Here is a 13,065-nt window from a genome sequence, read left to right on the forward strand (position 1 = left end):
GGGGCCAAAATGACGTTGCGGCTCATGCGCATGGGCTCGCCTGCGGCCCGCGAGCACCTGCCAGCCCGGCCACCCGAGTCCCCCTTGTGCAACAGCGCCTGACCGGCCCCCCCGCCAATTCGCGCGGCGGAGGCTGGGAAAGTTCGGCGCACGCTACAAACCCGTCCCCTCATAGTTTTGCTGCCAGATCGGATAGCTTCGATCGGCCTGCGTCGTTCTTTCCGCCGGCGACGCGGGCTCGGGTCCTGGCTATTGGTTAAGCAGCCACAGAACAAACGAGACACGACGCTAAGCAGAATCCGGTGCCGATCGGATCGTAGAACGTGAAGTTTTTACGTTCGATCACCATCACCAGGCAATCTGCCCAGACCGACTCTCGACAACCAGGGCGACAAAAGGCCTCGTGCAAGTATGATCAAATCAACGACAATCGGCGTTCGCGACATGGCGACCGAAACGGATCGGGGAATTCTCGATTGTTCTTTCAGCGCAGGAGCGATCCGCTACCTGAACGTTTGGACGGCCTGCTATGTTCATTTTCCCGGGCGATAGCGCTCCCATTTGGGACACGCGACGTTGTGGGAACTGAGATCAGCGAGCAAATCAAGCCTATCCAGAGGAGCGGAGCATCCCCTCCTCTCTGGCAGCGGCCTCGAAGGCCATGCGGACCTCCTGAGGCGACACCCTGCCCTCAAACCCAGCTATCCAGGACTGCAGCGCCAGCTTCCATTTAGGTCCCCTCTTAGGCCATTTCATGAGTTCCTCGGCAGCACCCTCGACGTGATTGACGCCGTAGGTGACCCCGGGTCGGTCTGTCTTCACAAATACTGGAGGGTTGAACCAATGAAGTGCCATAAGTCGGAATATAGCGCGGCTACCGCGTTGGCGGGAATTGACGGGACTTCTCGGAATGTCCATCGAGGGTGTCGGCAGTCTCAGCAGCAATCAATATGCAAGATCTGAAGGTAAGTGTCGCCCTGGCCGTCTGGCTGGTGGTCGGTTTCGTCGTGGTGGCGATAAGGTTGATTGCTCAGCCGGAAGGTCTGCGGCAGCGGATGCTCATTCACCCTGGGCGATATTGTTCATGTGGGGGCGCAGGCGCCATGAGGCGGAGGTTGAGGACGAACAAGCGGGTACGCTCTGAGCTTTAACAGGCGCGGCGTAGCATCCCTCCTTCCTAGGCAGCAGCCATTTAGAGGGCAAAAAGTCCGTTCGCGCCCACGCAAAGTAATGGGCACATATCAGCCACAAAAAAATTGGCCCGATCTCGCGTAGCAGTGCAACGCGGGCGAACTGCCCCTCCTGTATCAACAGGAGGATTTCGTATCGAGCGAAATGCTCGCTAGAATTTCCTGGAGATCGGCGGTCATGTTCAGGCTCATCTCGGCAGGGAGCGGGCAACAAGCCGAAGGCGTTCATAAAGAACGGCCTCGTCGAACTCGCCGTCCGAGAAGAGTGCCATTGCGCTCACGCTCAGGCGCTCCGCCTCCATGCTACCAACGGAGATACCTGCCTCGGCGCAGACACGATCAAAGACCTGCTTTAACAAAGCCAGATCACCAGGATACGCAGTGCCACTCATTGAGACAGGCCCATCGCAGCAGATACTTCGAAAATCGCCTCGGTTAGCTCTTCATCGGATGCGGCCAAATAAGGCGCAGCCCGCCTAATTTCCTTCACTGCCGCTTTGATCGAAACGGTGCCGTCATACTCGGCCCTGTTTAGAAGTGCAGCGATTGCTTGTTCCAGAACTGGACTTACCCTTTGGACACTGCTCATCCACCCCCCCAACGATACGCCCCAGCGGAATAATAATCTATTCTTGGTTGGCTTCAATTGGATGTAAGAAACGTACGGTTGGTCATCATTGCTTTGCCCGCAGTTCGGAATATTTCGCGCAAGAATATTGCGCATGCTCGTCTTAATGCGTCCCGCCGCGGTGTGGCTTAGAAGGGCTCTCGTGATCTGCCCAAGGATTTGCACGTCGACGCGCCGGCCGAAGTGCCGAAGTCAAGGTGGACGTCTCCTCCCTGACCATTCAGCATGCCGGTCGCGCTGATGATCCGTCGCTCGCGGGCCAGCGCCCCAGCCATGCTGGGCGTGCCAGCTTGTCAGCCGCTCGCTATCGAGATCGAGCGCGTCCCAGGCTGAGTCGATGAAAGCGAAGCTTGCTGGCTTGATATTTGTGGCGAATAAGGTTTGTTGGCGGGACAACGAACTGGCTGATTGTTAATCACCCGTCTGTTTCAACGCACGCCATTGGACAAGAGGAAAGCTCGATGACCGTTTCTCCAAATTTAAGCGACCAAGCTGATCTGGTATCGGTTACCGCCGAGATCGTTTCCGCCTACGTGTCGAACAATCCGCTGCCGGTCGGCGAGTTGTCGAAGCTGATTGGGGACACCTATGTTGCTTTGCAAGGGATCGGCACGCCTGTCCCCCCGGCTGCAATCAAACTGGAGCCGGCGGTGTCGATCAAGAAATCAGTGTCACCTGATTTCATCATCTGCCTGGAAGACGGGAAGAAATTCAAATCCCTGAAGCGTCATATTGGGACGCATTACAATTTGAGCCCGGACCAATACCGCCAGAAATGGAACCTGCCCGCAGATTATCCGATGGTGGCGCCGAACTACGCAGCCACCCGCTCGGCTCTTGCGAAATCAATCGGGCTCGGGCGCAAGGAAGCGCCCGCACCAGCCGCGGCAGAAAAACCAAAACGAGTTGCTCGCCCCGCGACGGCGACAACAACCGCAACGGCCGTTAAGTCGCCGGTAAAGAAGGCGCGCAAGGCACTCGTCAAAGCGTAGCGTGCTGCACGAAAAAAGGAGGTCCGTGCGGTGTCGTACCTGAAAATGGCGAAGCCTACTGTTCCAGCAACATCGTTGAGCTTGAGGGTCTGGACATCAATGTCCGCCGCCTGCTTCAGGGAGGCATCGACGGGGATCAGGAAGTTTTCGCGGTCGATCTGGACACCATGGCCGGAGTAGCAGACGACGGCCAGCTCTGCGCCGTTTGCGGGCAAGATAGCTGCGGAACTGCGGGTGGTCTCGCCGGAGTAGACCCACGTCACCGCGCCGCACATGCAATGTCCATAGAGTGCCATCGCTCCCTCCCCGGGCCATGCGTTCCAGCACAACAACACTGACACGTCACGTGCGGAAGGGTGGCGCGCCAGCGGCCTAAGCCCGCTTCGTTGCGATCGCGGCGGATTTGATCTTCGGCGGCAAAGTTTCGACGAATGCCAGCGCGAGGTCGAGCCAGCCACGGAGATCCGCCTCGGTGGCCGTGCCCTCCGGCGCAACATGGACATAACCTTCCATCGAACGTCCGCCCATTTCCATCGGCCGCGCGTGCGGGCGGGCGGCAGCCGCCGCGTGCCCTTCCTTGCCGACGCGCACCAGGAGCCCGCGCTTCGACGTGCCGATCAGCATGTTGCCGTTGAGCATAAAGCAGGTGCCGCCGAACATCTTTTGTTCGGTGACTTGGCGCGGGCCGAGGGCGGCGCGCAGACGCTCGACCATGGGTTCGGGTGCGATGCTGGTGACTGACTTTGCCATGCTCACCGTCCCTCTGCGATTTGCGGGAGACAGGCAAGCACGGAAGCGGGTGGAGATTCAAGTGGAGTGGCGCGGCGTCCCCTTCTCCCAGCGGGGCGACAGTTGTTTTGCCTGACGGAGAAAGGGGCGCTACCCCCTCTCGGAAACATCATCAAGGGCACAAGGGCCGAAGAAATATCTTTGCCAATGTGACCTCCGCCTAGAAGTTAGACTGCTTATTACAGAAGCCGATAAAACACTATTAGGGTACGCATACGCGGTTGAGGCGAAGCATTGCAGGGGCAGGATCAGGGATCAGGAGCCGCCCGAACCACCACATCGACAGCGTTCCCGCGGAGCCTCCCAACAGCGCGCACACGCAGCATGTGTCTGTTAAGAGTGGCCTGACAAAGCCTATTTCACTTCGGGGGGCGCCACCGCCAGTGCGGAGTCAACGGCTGCCTTTGTACTCGAGAGCACATTGGCCACCGAGCTGTTGATTGCTATGACTTCGGCGGCATGCAGTGGCTGTACGCCATGGGCGCCACCGGAGCAGCTATTATCGATGAGGCGAGACGCTCGCTGAAGTTGTGATACCAGTCCGTCCACTTGTGAGGCGATGCTGCTTAGTGCAGTGGCCTGTCTGGCATTCTGCGAGCGGAATTCCTGCGTGAAGCTCACTGCATCGCTCACGTCAACTATCACTGTCACCTCAGACTTTATGGAGAAGTCGAGCGGCTCCTCGAGACGCTTGCCATTAATGGTGATGATTGGCTCGGGAAGGGTCCGGGTCTTGCCCAAGGCTTGTGGCTCAACTCGCATATGAAGAACGTGAGAAACGGTTGGATTGGGCGTCGGAATAAAGGGCGCAGCGCTAGCAATTATGAAACAGGCTAAACCAACGTACAGGAGCTGTCTTAATAGGCTTTCTTGACGCTGATCGGGCGTCCTTATCGTCAATCCTATGACAACAAGCACCAACATCAGTGCCGCCAAACCAATTGGTCCGTATTTGATCAAAGTTGACGCGCCAGTAAAGAGATCAGCAGCACCAACAGAAGTATCTGCGTTCATCGCCAATTCCAAATTTCTATAAATGTAGAGTTTTCCTCAACTTAACTGGAATCTCACAATCAATATTTTGACTAATACTAGGTGAATTTAACTCATAAAATACAATCGAATTACACCTTCGTAAGTAATAGCCCGTAGTACAGTCCTGTACCAGTAACTGACGAGTCGGAGTTACTTTCAACAGATCCTCCGAAGTTAGCCTTCAGGGCCTGAATTGCTATGTTTTTTGCGTCTGCAGAGGCACCTCGTTTGAAGTTGGCGGTATACGTAACGTCGGCTCTGATCGCCTGCTTTGTCTGATAGGCAATACCATCATTCGAAAATTTCTGGACAATCTCGTGACATTTCGGACCGAGGCCTGATCTTATGGCCTCGAGATCATCGTACCCCAGCTGTTCAATCTTGACGTCGCTGAACTTGATTGTGACCGACTCGATGTCCGTTATTCCCGCGCTAATACCAAGGTCCGCCAATGCAGAAACGCCGAGCCTGAAACTACCACTGAAAATGCGCGAAGCCTGAGCCGAGGCGGCAGCGTCAATGATCGGAGGCGGTGTGTTTGTGAAATCCGGTCGGCATAAGTATGTCAACTTCAAGGGCGAGGTCATTCCGAAACCCTTAACGGACGTGACAAACGATCCGGGACCGTAAGCTGTAGACGGAAGTGAGACGGCATCATAACCAAGCTTTTCGATCGCAGACTTGGGCGATTCGAAGCCGAGTTCCGGAGGATCCGGGTTTGTGGTGCTGCAAGAAGCTAAGAGGACGGAGCTTAGCGCAATCACACACGATCTAGGCATCTGCTTACCTTTCACTCATTGCAAATAAAATACACCGGAATTACATGAAATACCGCTCAGCGGCGACGCTACTGTTCTGGTGACGGTATCCTCGCCACGAATTACCCCTAAGTCGCCAAACCAATATCCTTGACTGCTTGCTCAAGGGAAGGTTCGAGTTCTTTAACTTTGTCATTTGCGGAGCTCAGATCGGCATTCTTCTTATTGATCGTAGCGTCCAGCGCAGCGATGGCAGCTTCTTTGTCCGATGCCTGCTTTCGCAGCATACTCAGTCTCTCCGTCTGGTCATCGGTTCGATTGGCGGTTTCGCCGAGGGTTTGAATTTCTTGATCGAGTGCTTCCTTCTCTTTCTTGAATGTATCTCTGTCCTCTTCTAGTTGCCTGATCTCAGCGGCAAGCTTAGCTGCTGCTTGCGCGGCCAAATCCAGGTCAAGCTTGAGAGCTTGTGCACGCGCCAACGGTGTCGTGCCCCCGAGTTTGCCACCGATGTAGACCCCTTGGCTCACTCCCAGTAGGAGCAGCGTATTGGTGTCGAGCACGGGAAAGCTCGCAGACTCTGCGATCCGGCATATGACGTATACGCCTATCAGCAGAGTGAACAAAAGCAGCTGGAGTTTCAGAAGGTCGAATTGGCCGTTGGTGTTGAGTATCTGCCAGAAGTCCAGTGGCTCCGCTCGTTGAGCGTCGGCAGGTGCTTGAACTTCGGACCCTGTAGGTTGCGAGGTCGAGCCTCCCCTCGAAATTGCGATCCAACGCGCGAGTACCGAGCCGGTGCCGGCGATGCCCAGAAGCACCATCATTTCTGGCGTCATTTTGAGCAGGCTGCCGGTAACTGTGAAACTGTAGAAGAAGCCCCACACCGTTACCGCAGTCCAGAAGAACACCTGGAAAAGCGACAAGCTCGGATCGTTGTCACCTTCGCTAATAAAAAGTCCAGCAAAAAACCTGCCCCATTCGTTCTTTCTGGCTATTGAATTAGGGACCGTTTTCATGTGCCGGACGTGCAGGAGTCCCCAGAAGAGCAGCCCGGTGAATAGCGTCGCAATGATGCTGGCATATAGGCGGCTAAAGGCGACGAAACTTCCGTGAGCAGTGTACTGACCATCAGTGCTCGCTACCGCCAGATCAACTAACGTTAGGAGGGACGTATCTGGAAGAACATCACTCGGGACATTCAAGACGACATTCGTGATGCCATCTGCACCGGGAGCGACGTCGGTTACCGCTATAGGATAAGCCGTTCCTTGGGCGATGGCGCATGCGGTCAAAGTCTTGCCGGTTAAGGCTTGTTGTCGTGTCTCGATCGACAGCGCTGCAGGGCCTTTTTCACCGAATGCTCTCACCGGAAGAAGGCTGGGTGAGCTATGAAGCAGTAGCGGCGTCGCGGCGGTGGCATCGAGCGTAACTAGTGGAACCAATTTGTCCCTGTCCAATTTAAGAGTTCCGGTGGTTCCCTGCGGCAATAAGCGATGGGGCTGACCCTCAACTTGCGCCCCTATGGGGACTTCCTCGCTCAGTGAGATAATGTAATTGGAATTAGGGGCGGGGCCAAAGCGGAGCCGATCGGACGTTCGAAACAGAAGTGCCGCGTCACCGACTTGTGCTGCGGCTGATCCGCTAAGCCAGAACTCGCCCTTTTGAACACGAAGTTCGGTGTATTGCGGCAGTGTAAACGGCTCTGTGCGCGAGGTTCGAAGGCTCAGTTTAGGGTCGATTGGGTCAATTGGCACAGCTTCAGTTGAGACGTAGGAAAGATTCGTCGCCGCAGTGGCTGAGAGCAGGGTTTTGCTAGCCGGATCACTAGCTAAACTCGAGAGGGTGAGTGCCGTATTTTGAGCGACAGATACAGTTCCGAGGCAGCTGGCCCAAATCTCTGCACGTTCTGCCTCGACCGCGTTCCCACCGCGAGTTTCCGCAAACAAGCGCATAAGCCCAGTCCCCAGAATGACCAGCATCACCAGGACGACCGCACTGCGGAACCGCGGGCTTGTTGTCTGCGTTTGGACCACGGTCCTCTCCGGTATGTGCTGAGGCACGGCTGCACACGTTTGTTGCATCCAGTTTACTGGCTGCTTGTAGCAGAGTTGGCTATCGTATAGCCGAGTCAAAGAAGGGCCTGGGTCCCAGATTCCCTCCGAGCTCAGGCCTCATTCCATGACAGCTGATCCGCGCGGCCAACAGTAACTGGATTCGGCACTGGTGCCGGAACAGTTGCGGGCCAGCGCGCAGCCACGAGCCGATTCTTACTCACCCAAGCCAACGAAACGCTGTCGGATTGATTCCCGCCCAAAATTCGGTAGGCTCCTGCGTCCTCCCCGGCATAGAACCCGACGTGGCCTTTGCCGCTCTGCAACGAATTGCGCCAGAATACCATCACCGCTCCTGATGTCGGTTGTGTTTTTATGCCGAAAGTCGCCCATGCCCTGGCGCCCAGGACATTTGTGGGAAGGGGCTCACGATCCAGGGTCGAACCAATACAGTGCCCCACGAACAACCCACACCAGGGGATATCATCGCCTTTGTACATGACATTGACGTCCGTAGCCCAGTCGAGAATATCAGGGTTCGATCCAGCGCCCGGCTTCTCTCGCGTGCCGAGCAGCCGCCGGGCTTCTTTGAACCAAACAATCTCGGCTTGGTCGAGGCCGGACTCTGCTGGTCGACCAGGGAAGAGCGCTGCAATTGTGAGCGGACCAACAATACCGTCGGGGTCTAATCCCATTTTGGTTTGGAAAGCTCTGACAGCCGCACTTGTCTGCCGGCCCCAGATCCCGTCGAGAGGACCTGGCTTGAGGCCCAGGCCAGCGAGGGCCTGCTGTATCTGGATAATCTTCATTTTAGACCCCTACTCCGTGGCAATCCGTGTCTACATGCCAATGTATCTAAGCTATATTTAGCTAGTGGTATAACTGATACATGCGTAATATTGCTTTCCATAACTGGCGATGAGATCGGCTCTTTCTAAGCCGTTTATGATGCGTCGCGCCTCTCTCCATTTTTCTTTGGTGCCTAAAAAGAAGTCGCTCAGCTTCGCACCTGTGAAGGAGCCTTTATCCATGCCCTTGAACATGATGTCGGCTGCAGTCACCGGATTCATTGCGAGACTTGGGTTCGTGGCTAAGTTGGGATCCGTGAGGGCCGCCATTTTGGCGTAATTGCCCTTATGCGTCAGTTGAACAAAACCTCGTCCGAGCCATGAGATGCCTTGAGGATCAGGCTGCCAGTACCGCTCTGATACCCAAGGCAGCTTCCCAGCCGCGAACGCCCTATCGAGGATCTTTATCGCTTGAGAATCGGTACCCGCAAAAGTTTCCCTTACCGGTTGCATTGTCCGTCCGGTTTCGTGATGTGCCGTGGCGAACATATAGGCCAGCCAACGGTCATCTGCCTTCGGCATCTCGTGTTCCCACTTGTCGAGTATTAAGGTGATGCCGCTCACTTGCGAGTTCGACATTTTGCCGTCGAAGAGTCCGAGACGTGCATGGTTAAAAAAGAAGTTTCTATTGATCGTCATGCCCTTGCCCCCTCCTCCATGGCCTGTCGTCTATAGTTTGATTTTCCGCCGACGTTCCTTTGAGAACCGTGCGACCGGCCGAGCGACCCCCTCGACGTGTTTCGATTAGTGCGAGTGATCCCGGTGCCAGGCGACGTCCAAGTGCTTCTCGGGCCAACGGAGGAATGGACACTGGATGCCGCGCCGGACGAGCAGAGAATTGTTGAGACGAAGTATTTTGCGAACGCTCGCCAGCGCTGCCTCATTCACCTCGATGTATGCAACGATGTACCATTCGCCGTTTTCTTCCCTCGCCATGCCCATGGGTTCAGCTCGCCACTTCAACGCGCCGTGGTGAGGCATAAAGTAGGTTTCCTGGATACCGCCAACCGCGCTGAGGCCCTCGTCAAGAGCGTATTCCATGACAGCGCAGCACAGTTGGGTTAGTGTGCCTCGCAGCCCAGTTGAGCGTTTCTCGGGGACAACGAAAGTGCGCGTCCATTCGGCCCAATCGGAACGCCTCGGAACGCCCGATTTTTCACACATATGGGGAAAGACTTCCGAGACCATATGCGGTTCGCTGGTCGGGATCAGCCGCGCGGAAGTGACTACGCGGCCTTCCTCGATGCCAAGCAGATAAGTGGCCGCGTCCGTATCAAATTGATCCAGTTCGCGACCATCCAGACTCGCCGGACGCCAATGCTTTTGGTGGACGAAAAAATCGTGACGCCGGCGCAGGAATTCGTCGAATTCGCATTCATAAAGATGCTTGTTCAGCGCATTGACGACATGGGCTTCTATCATCGCGCGATCCCCCGATCGTTCTCGAAGGAGATAATCGCAGTCGCGCTAATATACGTCACCTGTCCGATCGGACAGTTGACGCGTTTTAGGGATGGATCAGACGCCGGCGCACCGCTTCGACGACCGCTTGCGTGGTCGTCGCGACGCCAAAAGCCTCGCGGGCCCGCGTTGAGTGCCATTTAACGGTGCGTTCGGTCAGTCCAAGGATTTGAGATGTTTCCGACGAGGTCTTGCCGGCCGCAGCCCACAAAAGCACCTCTTTTTCGCGGTCGGTCAGCACGCCTTCATCGTCATCATTGTCATCCGCCAACGCCTGGATCGACATACCGGCATATACCGCCATTGTAACTAGTTGCACCTGTTGCCGGGCCGACAGACTGCAGCGCTTCGCGGAAGACGCAAATGACAGCACAGATTGCCAATGGTGGACGCTTAACATCGGCACGGCGAAACCGCTGCAGATGCCAAACTCCGTTGCTTCGCCGGCAACTCGTCGCGAACCTTCGGTATTAGACCATTTTGCTGGTACGTCAGCCCAAAGAAACGGCTTCAAGGTCTTCGCCGAATAGATGCAGACACCATCGACGGCGGCGTGCTCGGCCTCGACATAGCGTTCGAACCAGCCGGCCGGCCAGCCGTTCAGTTCGACCATCGGCGCGAGCTTCTGCCCGCCGAGAGGAACGCCGCTCAAGATGAGGTGTTCGAAGCCGAGACTTCGCACGGTGTCCAGCAGGTCGCCAAGCAGCAGCCCCGTTGCCCTATGGTTTCTGCAGCGCTCGACAAAATCAAATACGTCTGCATCGATCATGTAAGAGCTTCCTGCGCGGCACCATCCATATAAGTATAACCTGAATTAGGACTTCAGAATATAGGAGTGGCCGAAATAGTTTCACGCATGGGGCCTGGACTGCCAGAGAGACCGGGCCAGGCTCAAGCGCCGAGCTACACCTGATTGGAAACGACCTTAAACAGCTCTCCCTTAATAGTGGGGTGTCATGAAGGAGCGGTCTACCGACTCGAACCCAGAATGGGGAAAGCTTCCAAGAGCCCCAGCCAGCAGATGCCGAAGACTCGGAAGTCTGGATAAAGCCCGAGATAATTGAACTTCCTCCTTCTCTGAATCCCCATGCCGACGTTACCGGTCTACGATTGGGAGGACGGCCCTTGCGCTGCAGATCGGTAGCAGTCGTTTCTGCGCAATGAGTTTGATTTTTAAAAGCTCTGAACAGTTGGGGAGCGGCAGGTGCAAACCGCTCAGGTTTCAAAGAGGAAACTGCAGTGGGCCCAGAAAAGTCCGGATCTCCCGCCGCGTTCAGGACGGAGACGAACCGCCACTGCCCTTCCGCTTCGTGCGCTATCACCTGAGTCCCAGTAGGCAACGGAGTCGGGCGCGCAAGCGAGTGACCTGCATTGGGTCCCGAACGAATGTTGAGCCCGCTCGCGGATCTGACCACGAGGACTGCAACACCATTCTCAGATCGCCCAAAAACTATGGACTTGAACGAGTCCATCTTCCAAGCCGGCCCGGGATCGGTGCTTTCGATTTCGCGACTCAAGGCACCATGATTACATCACCTTCTTCTGCACCAAATCTGATATTTAAATTTGCCTTGATAAAGTCTGATTTCTTTAATTTATTTAATATAATTGCTCTTCCCACCCTAACGGCCTTCTTTGGGGCGAGCACAGGCAAATACGATAGGGGCAACATGTCGTGGATTCTTTTCTTTTACCTTTTGGTTTTATTCGCAATTACATATCTTCCCGAGCTAATAAGCTCTCCAATTGCTGGCGCGGATACTGACAGTCGCGTGTCTTGGTCTCAGACTCTCGCAACGCTCAACATAGATCCTAACTTAGTTAGTGAATATCTGGTACGCGTCAGAAATGGCGCTTTGGCCGCTATCGCAGTGATGGCTGGTATGAAGCTTGCCAGCCAGCAATAGGAGGGTTGAGTCGTATGAGCCAAATTAGCCGGTTCGGGTTGCTAGGAGCTTTCTTAGTAGTGATCTCTCCTCCTGCGGCTTCTGCTCAGTCTCAAGCTGATTGCGACAAGCCCTCGGGGATTGAAATTCGCGTTCAGAATCCTGGCCAGACGGCCACGGATTTTCAGCTTGCTATGTCGGGAACTATTGACTGCCTATTCTCCGCCGAAAAACTGAAGTCGCTTAATGATCAAGGCTCATTCAGAATTAGCGTACCAGCATCGGAGCTTACATCTTCCGGTGCTACGGGGACCCTGACCCTCACGATGTCGAGTGCAGTGGATCACAAGGAACAGAAAATCGACGTTGAACTCACGCAGTCCGCCAAGGGCTTCAGTCCCAAAATTTTCTTTTTTTATGACAACGTTCCGAACAGCGAAGATTCACTCGGAACAATTGATAACTTGCTTGCACAAGAGGAGATATATCGAGCCTTTTTCGGACCAAGATCTTTAGCTCGTGCGGAATCAGCAAACTATAAATATCAAGCTAGTCTCGGCATATCACTTCTATCAAGCTGCGATTCTTATAGATTCGTCCAACAAATTTAGCAGGGGCAATCTCCGGGCGTATCTGAGGAAGCTAGAAATCGGCTTAGATCAATTATAAAAATACTTGATGATGCGGGGAATGATCAAAACGATGACTACTTAGCTGCCCTTCGTAATAAGAAGCGGATGGTCAGAAGTATTGACGATCTTAAGAAGGAGCTTGGGATATCAATACCGAGCCAGTAGGACCATGACAGAGCGCTAGCTCCAAGCACGCCCCGAACCTGCCGTGAATGACGCCTGCAGAACATCATTCGAAATTGAGGAGCTTATGGACCCATCCGATTTTGGCACCGAACTACTGCGCGAGCCCGTTAGGCAGAACGCAACCTGCCGCCAAAGCGAAGGCTCGCCGAGTTATACGGCTGACCTTGCCCCCAGTTTCTATCCAGTTTGAGTTCGTTTCCGGCGTGGGTTGTGCCCTGCTGGGCGAGTGAAGCGACGGGCGCTGGCGCGGAGCCTTTGGCATAGCGCAGCGCGAGCGTGGCGAACTCGGCCGGTGTCTGCCAGGCGATTTGGGAATGCGGCCGCGCGGGGTTGTAGTCGGCGCGCCACAGGGCGATGGCGACGCGTGCCTGAGCCAGCGAAGTAAACAGCGTCTCGTTGAGCAGTTCATCGCGCAGTCGGCCGTTGAAGCTCTCGATGAAGCCATTCTGCATCGGCTTGCCGGGCGCAATGTAATGCATTCGACGCGGTTCTGATCCGCCCAGGAGAGAATGGCGTTCGAGGTGAACTCGCTGCCATTGTCGCTGACGATCATTCTCGGCCGGCCGCGCTCGGTGATGAGCCGGTCCAATTCTCGGGCAACCCGCATGCCCG

Annotated in this window: 14 protein-coding genes and 1 pseudogene; 3 read left to right on the top strand and 12 right to left on the bottom strand. The window is 55.4% G+C overall.

The features are described 5' to 3' along the window. Nucleotides 1–332 precede the first annotated feature (332 nt). The 3 genes from NKH17_RS25045 to NKH17_RS25055 form a co-directional block, all read right to left on the bottom strand. Entirely contained in the window at nucleotides 333–446 is a 114-nt protein-coding gene (locus tag NKH17_RS25045; protein ID WP_352648223.1) for a DUF2905 family protein, read from the bottom strand. Between the two features lie 163 nt (nucleotides 447–609). Next, nucleotides 610–918, bottom strand: a complete 309-nt coding sequence (locus NKH17_RS25050; protein WP_352972579.1) for a DUF982 domain-containing protein — start codon at nucleotides 916–918, stop codon at nucleotides 610–612. Nucleotides 919–1,578: 660 nt separating this feature from the next. Further along, nucleotides 1,579–1,914 carry a hypothetical protein gene (locus NKH17_RS25055; RefSeq protein ID WP_352900797.1) on the bottom strand — a complete coding sequence of 112 codons (336 nt, stop codon included), beginning with the start codon at nucleotides 1,912–1,914 and terminating at the stop codon, nucleotides 1,579–1,581. A 365-nt stretch (nucleotides 1,915–2,279) separates the two neighbouring features. Between NKH17_RS25055 and NKH17_RS25060 the strand changes: the two genes are divergently transcribed. Further along, nucleotides 2,280–2,810, top strand: a complete 531-nt coding sequence (locus NKH17_RS25060; protein ID WP_352900795.1) for a Ros/MucR family transcriptional regulator — start codon at nucleotides 2,280–2,282, stop codon at nucleotides 2,808–2,810. A gap of 372 nt (nucleotides 2,811–3,182) precedes the next feature. Here the strand turns inward: NKH17_RS25060 and NKH17_RS25065 are convergent, their stop codons facing one another. The 8 genes from NKH17_RS25065 to NKH17_RS25100 all read right to left on the bottom strand — a co-directional run bounded on the left by NKH17_RS25065 (nucleotide 3,183) and on the right by NKH17_RS25100 (nucleotide 10,518). Then, nucleotides 3,183–3,524 (bottom strand): TfoX/Sxy family protein, encoded by a 342-nt coding sequence (locus NKH17_RS25065; protein WP_352900793.1) that lies wholly within the window; start codon nucleotides 3,522–3,524, stop codon nucleotides 3,183–3,185. A 429-nt stretch (nucleotides 3,525–3,953) separates the two neighbouring features. Continuing rightward, nucleotides 3,954–4,613 (bottom strand): hypothetical protein, encoded by a 660-nt coding sequence (locus tag NKH17_RS25070; protein WP_352900791.1) that lies wholly within the window; start codon nucleotides 4,611–4,613, stop codon nucleotides 3,954–3,956. A 110-nt stretch (nucleotides 4,614–4,723) separates the two neighbouring features. Next, entirely contained in the window at nucleotides 4,724–5,221 is a 498-nt protein-coding gene (locus NKH17_RS25075; RefSeq protein WP_352900790.1) for a hypothetical protein, read from the bottom strand. 299 nt (nucleotides 5,222–5,520) lie between these two features. Then, nucleotides 5,521–7,422, bottom strand: coding sequence for a hypothetical protein (locus NKH17_RS25080; RefSeq protein ID WP_352972584.1), 1,902 nt, complete (start codon nucleotides 7,420–7,422; stop codon nucleotides 5,521–5,523). A gap of 131 nt (nucleotides 7,423–7,553) precedes the next feature. Further along, a complete protein-coding gene (locus NKH17_RS25085; protein ID WP_352900786.1) occupies nucleotides 7,554–8,249 on the bottom strand; it encodes an NlpC/P60 family protein in 696 nt (231 codons plus the stop codon). A 57-nt stretch (nucleotides 8,250–8,306) separates the two neighbouring features. Then, nucleotides 8,307–8,927 (bottom strand): hypothetical protein, encoded by a 621-nt coding sequence (locus NKH17_RS25090; RefSeq protein ID WP_352900784.1) that lies wholly within the window; start codon nucleotides 8,925–8,927, stop codon nucleotides 8,307–8,309. A gap of 105 nt (nucleotides 8,928–9,032) precedes the next feature. After that, nucleotides 9,033–9,710, bottom strand: a complete 678-nt coding sequence (locus NKH17_RS25095) for an acyl-homoserine-lactone synthase (protein ID WP_352900783.1) — start codon at nucleotides 9,708–9,710, stop codon at nucleotides 9,033–9,035. An 85-nt stretch (nucleotides 9,711–9,795) separates the two neighbouring features. Next, the gene (locus NKH17_RS25100; RefSeq protein ID WP_352900781.1) at nucleotides 9,796–10,518 is read right to left on the bottom strand and encodes a LuxR family transcriptional regulator; all 723 of its coding nucleotides are present in this window, start codon (nucleotides 10,516–10,518) and stop codon (nucleotides 9,796–9,798) included. A gap of 754 nt (nucleotides 10,519–11,272) precedes the next feature. Here NKH17_RS25100 and NKH17_RS25105 point away from each other — a divergent pair. Next, nucleotides 11,273–11,656, top strand: coding sequence for a hypothetical protein (locus NKH17_RS25105; protein WP_352900779.1), 384 nt, complete (start codon nucleotides 11,273–11,275; stop codon nucleotides 11,654–11,656). 14 nt (nucleotides 11,657–11,670) lie between these two features. Beyond that, a complete protein-coding gene (locus NKH17_RS25110) occupies nucleotides 11,671–12,246 on the top strand; it encodes a hypothetical protein (protein ID WP_352900777.1) in 576 nt (191 codons plus the stop codon). Nucleotides 12,247–12,560: 314 nt separating this feature from the next. Here the strand turns inward: NKH17_RS25110 and NKH17_RS25115 are convergent. Further along, nucleotides 12,561–13,065: pseudogene (locus NKH17_RS25115) on the bottom strand (integrase core domain-containing protein); the annotation flags it as partial.

Origin of the sequence: Mesorhizobium sp. M1334 (genome assembly GCF_040317995.1) — a bacterium.
Lineage (GTDB): Bacteria > Pseudomonadota > Alphaproteobacteria > Rhizobiales > Rhizobiaceae > Mesorhizobium.

Excerpts from the sequence above, each read along its gene's own strand:
- NKH17_RS25045 (WP_352648223.1), bottom strand. The coding sequence starts at position 446 with ATGTCGCGAACGCCGATTGTCGTTGATTTGATCATACTTGCACGAGGC.
- NKH17_RS25050 (WP_352972579.1), bottom strand. The coding sequence starts at position 918 with ATGGACATTCCGAGAAGTCCCGTCAATTCCCGCCAACGCGGTAGCCGC.
- NKH17_RS25055 (WP_352900797.1), bottom strand. The coding sequence starts at position 1,914 with ATGCGCAATATTCTTGCGCGAAATATTCCGAACTGCGGGCAAAGCAAT.
- NKH17_RS25060 (WP_352900795.1), top strand. The coding sequence starts at position 2,280 with ATGACCGTTTCTCCAAATTTAAGCGACCAAGCTGATCTGGTATCGGTT.
- NKH17_RS25065 (WP_352900793.1), bottom strand. The coding sequence starts at position 3,524 with ATGGTCGAGCGTCTGCGCGCCGCCCTCGGCCCGCGCCAAGTCACCGAA.
- NKH17_RS25070 (WP_352900791.1), bottom strand. The coding sequence starts at position 4,613 with ATGAACGCAGATACTTCTGTTGGTGCTGCTGATCTCTTTACTGGCGCG.
- NKH17_RS25075 (WP_352900790.1), bottom strand. The coding sequence starts at position 5,221 with ATGACCTCGCCCTTGAAGTTGACATACTTATGCCGACCGGATTTCACA.
- NKH17_RS25085 (WP_352900786.1), bottom strand. The coding sequence starts at position 8,249 with ATGAAGATTATCCAGATACAGCAGGCCCTCGCTGGCCTGGGCCTCAAG.
- NKH17_RS25090 (WP_352900784.1), bottom strand. The coding sequence starts at position 8,927 with ATGACGATCAATAGAAACTTCTTTTTTAACCATGCACGTCTCGGACTC.
- NKH17_RS25095 (WP_352900783.1), bottom strand. The coding sequence starts at position 9,710 with ATGATAGAAGCCCATGTCGTCAATGCGCTGAACAAGCATCTTTATGAA.
- NKH17_RS25100 (WP_352900781.1), bottom strand. The coding sequence starts at position 10,518 with ATGATCGATGCAGACGTATTTGATTTTGTCGAGCGCTGCAGAAACCAT.
- NKH17_RS25105 (WP_352900779.1), top strand. The coding sequence starts at position 11,273 with ATGATTACATCACCTTCTTCTGCACCAAATCTGATATTTAAATTTGCC.
- NKH17_RS25110 (WP_352900777.1), top strand. The coding sequence starts at position 11,671 with ATGAGCCAAATTAGCCGGTTCGGGTTGCTAGGAGCTTTCTTAGTAGTG.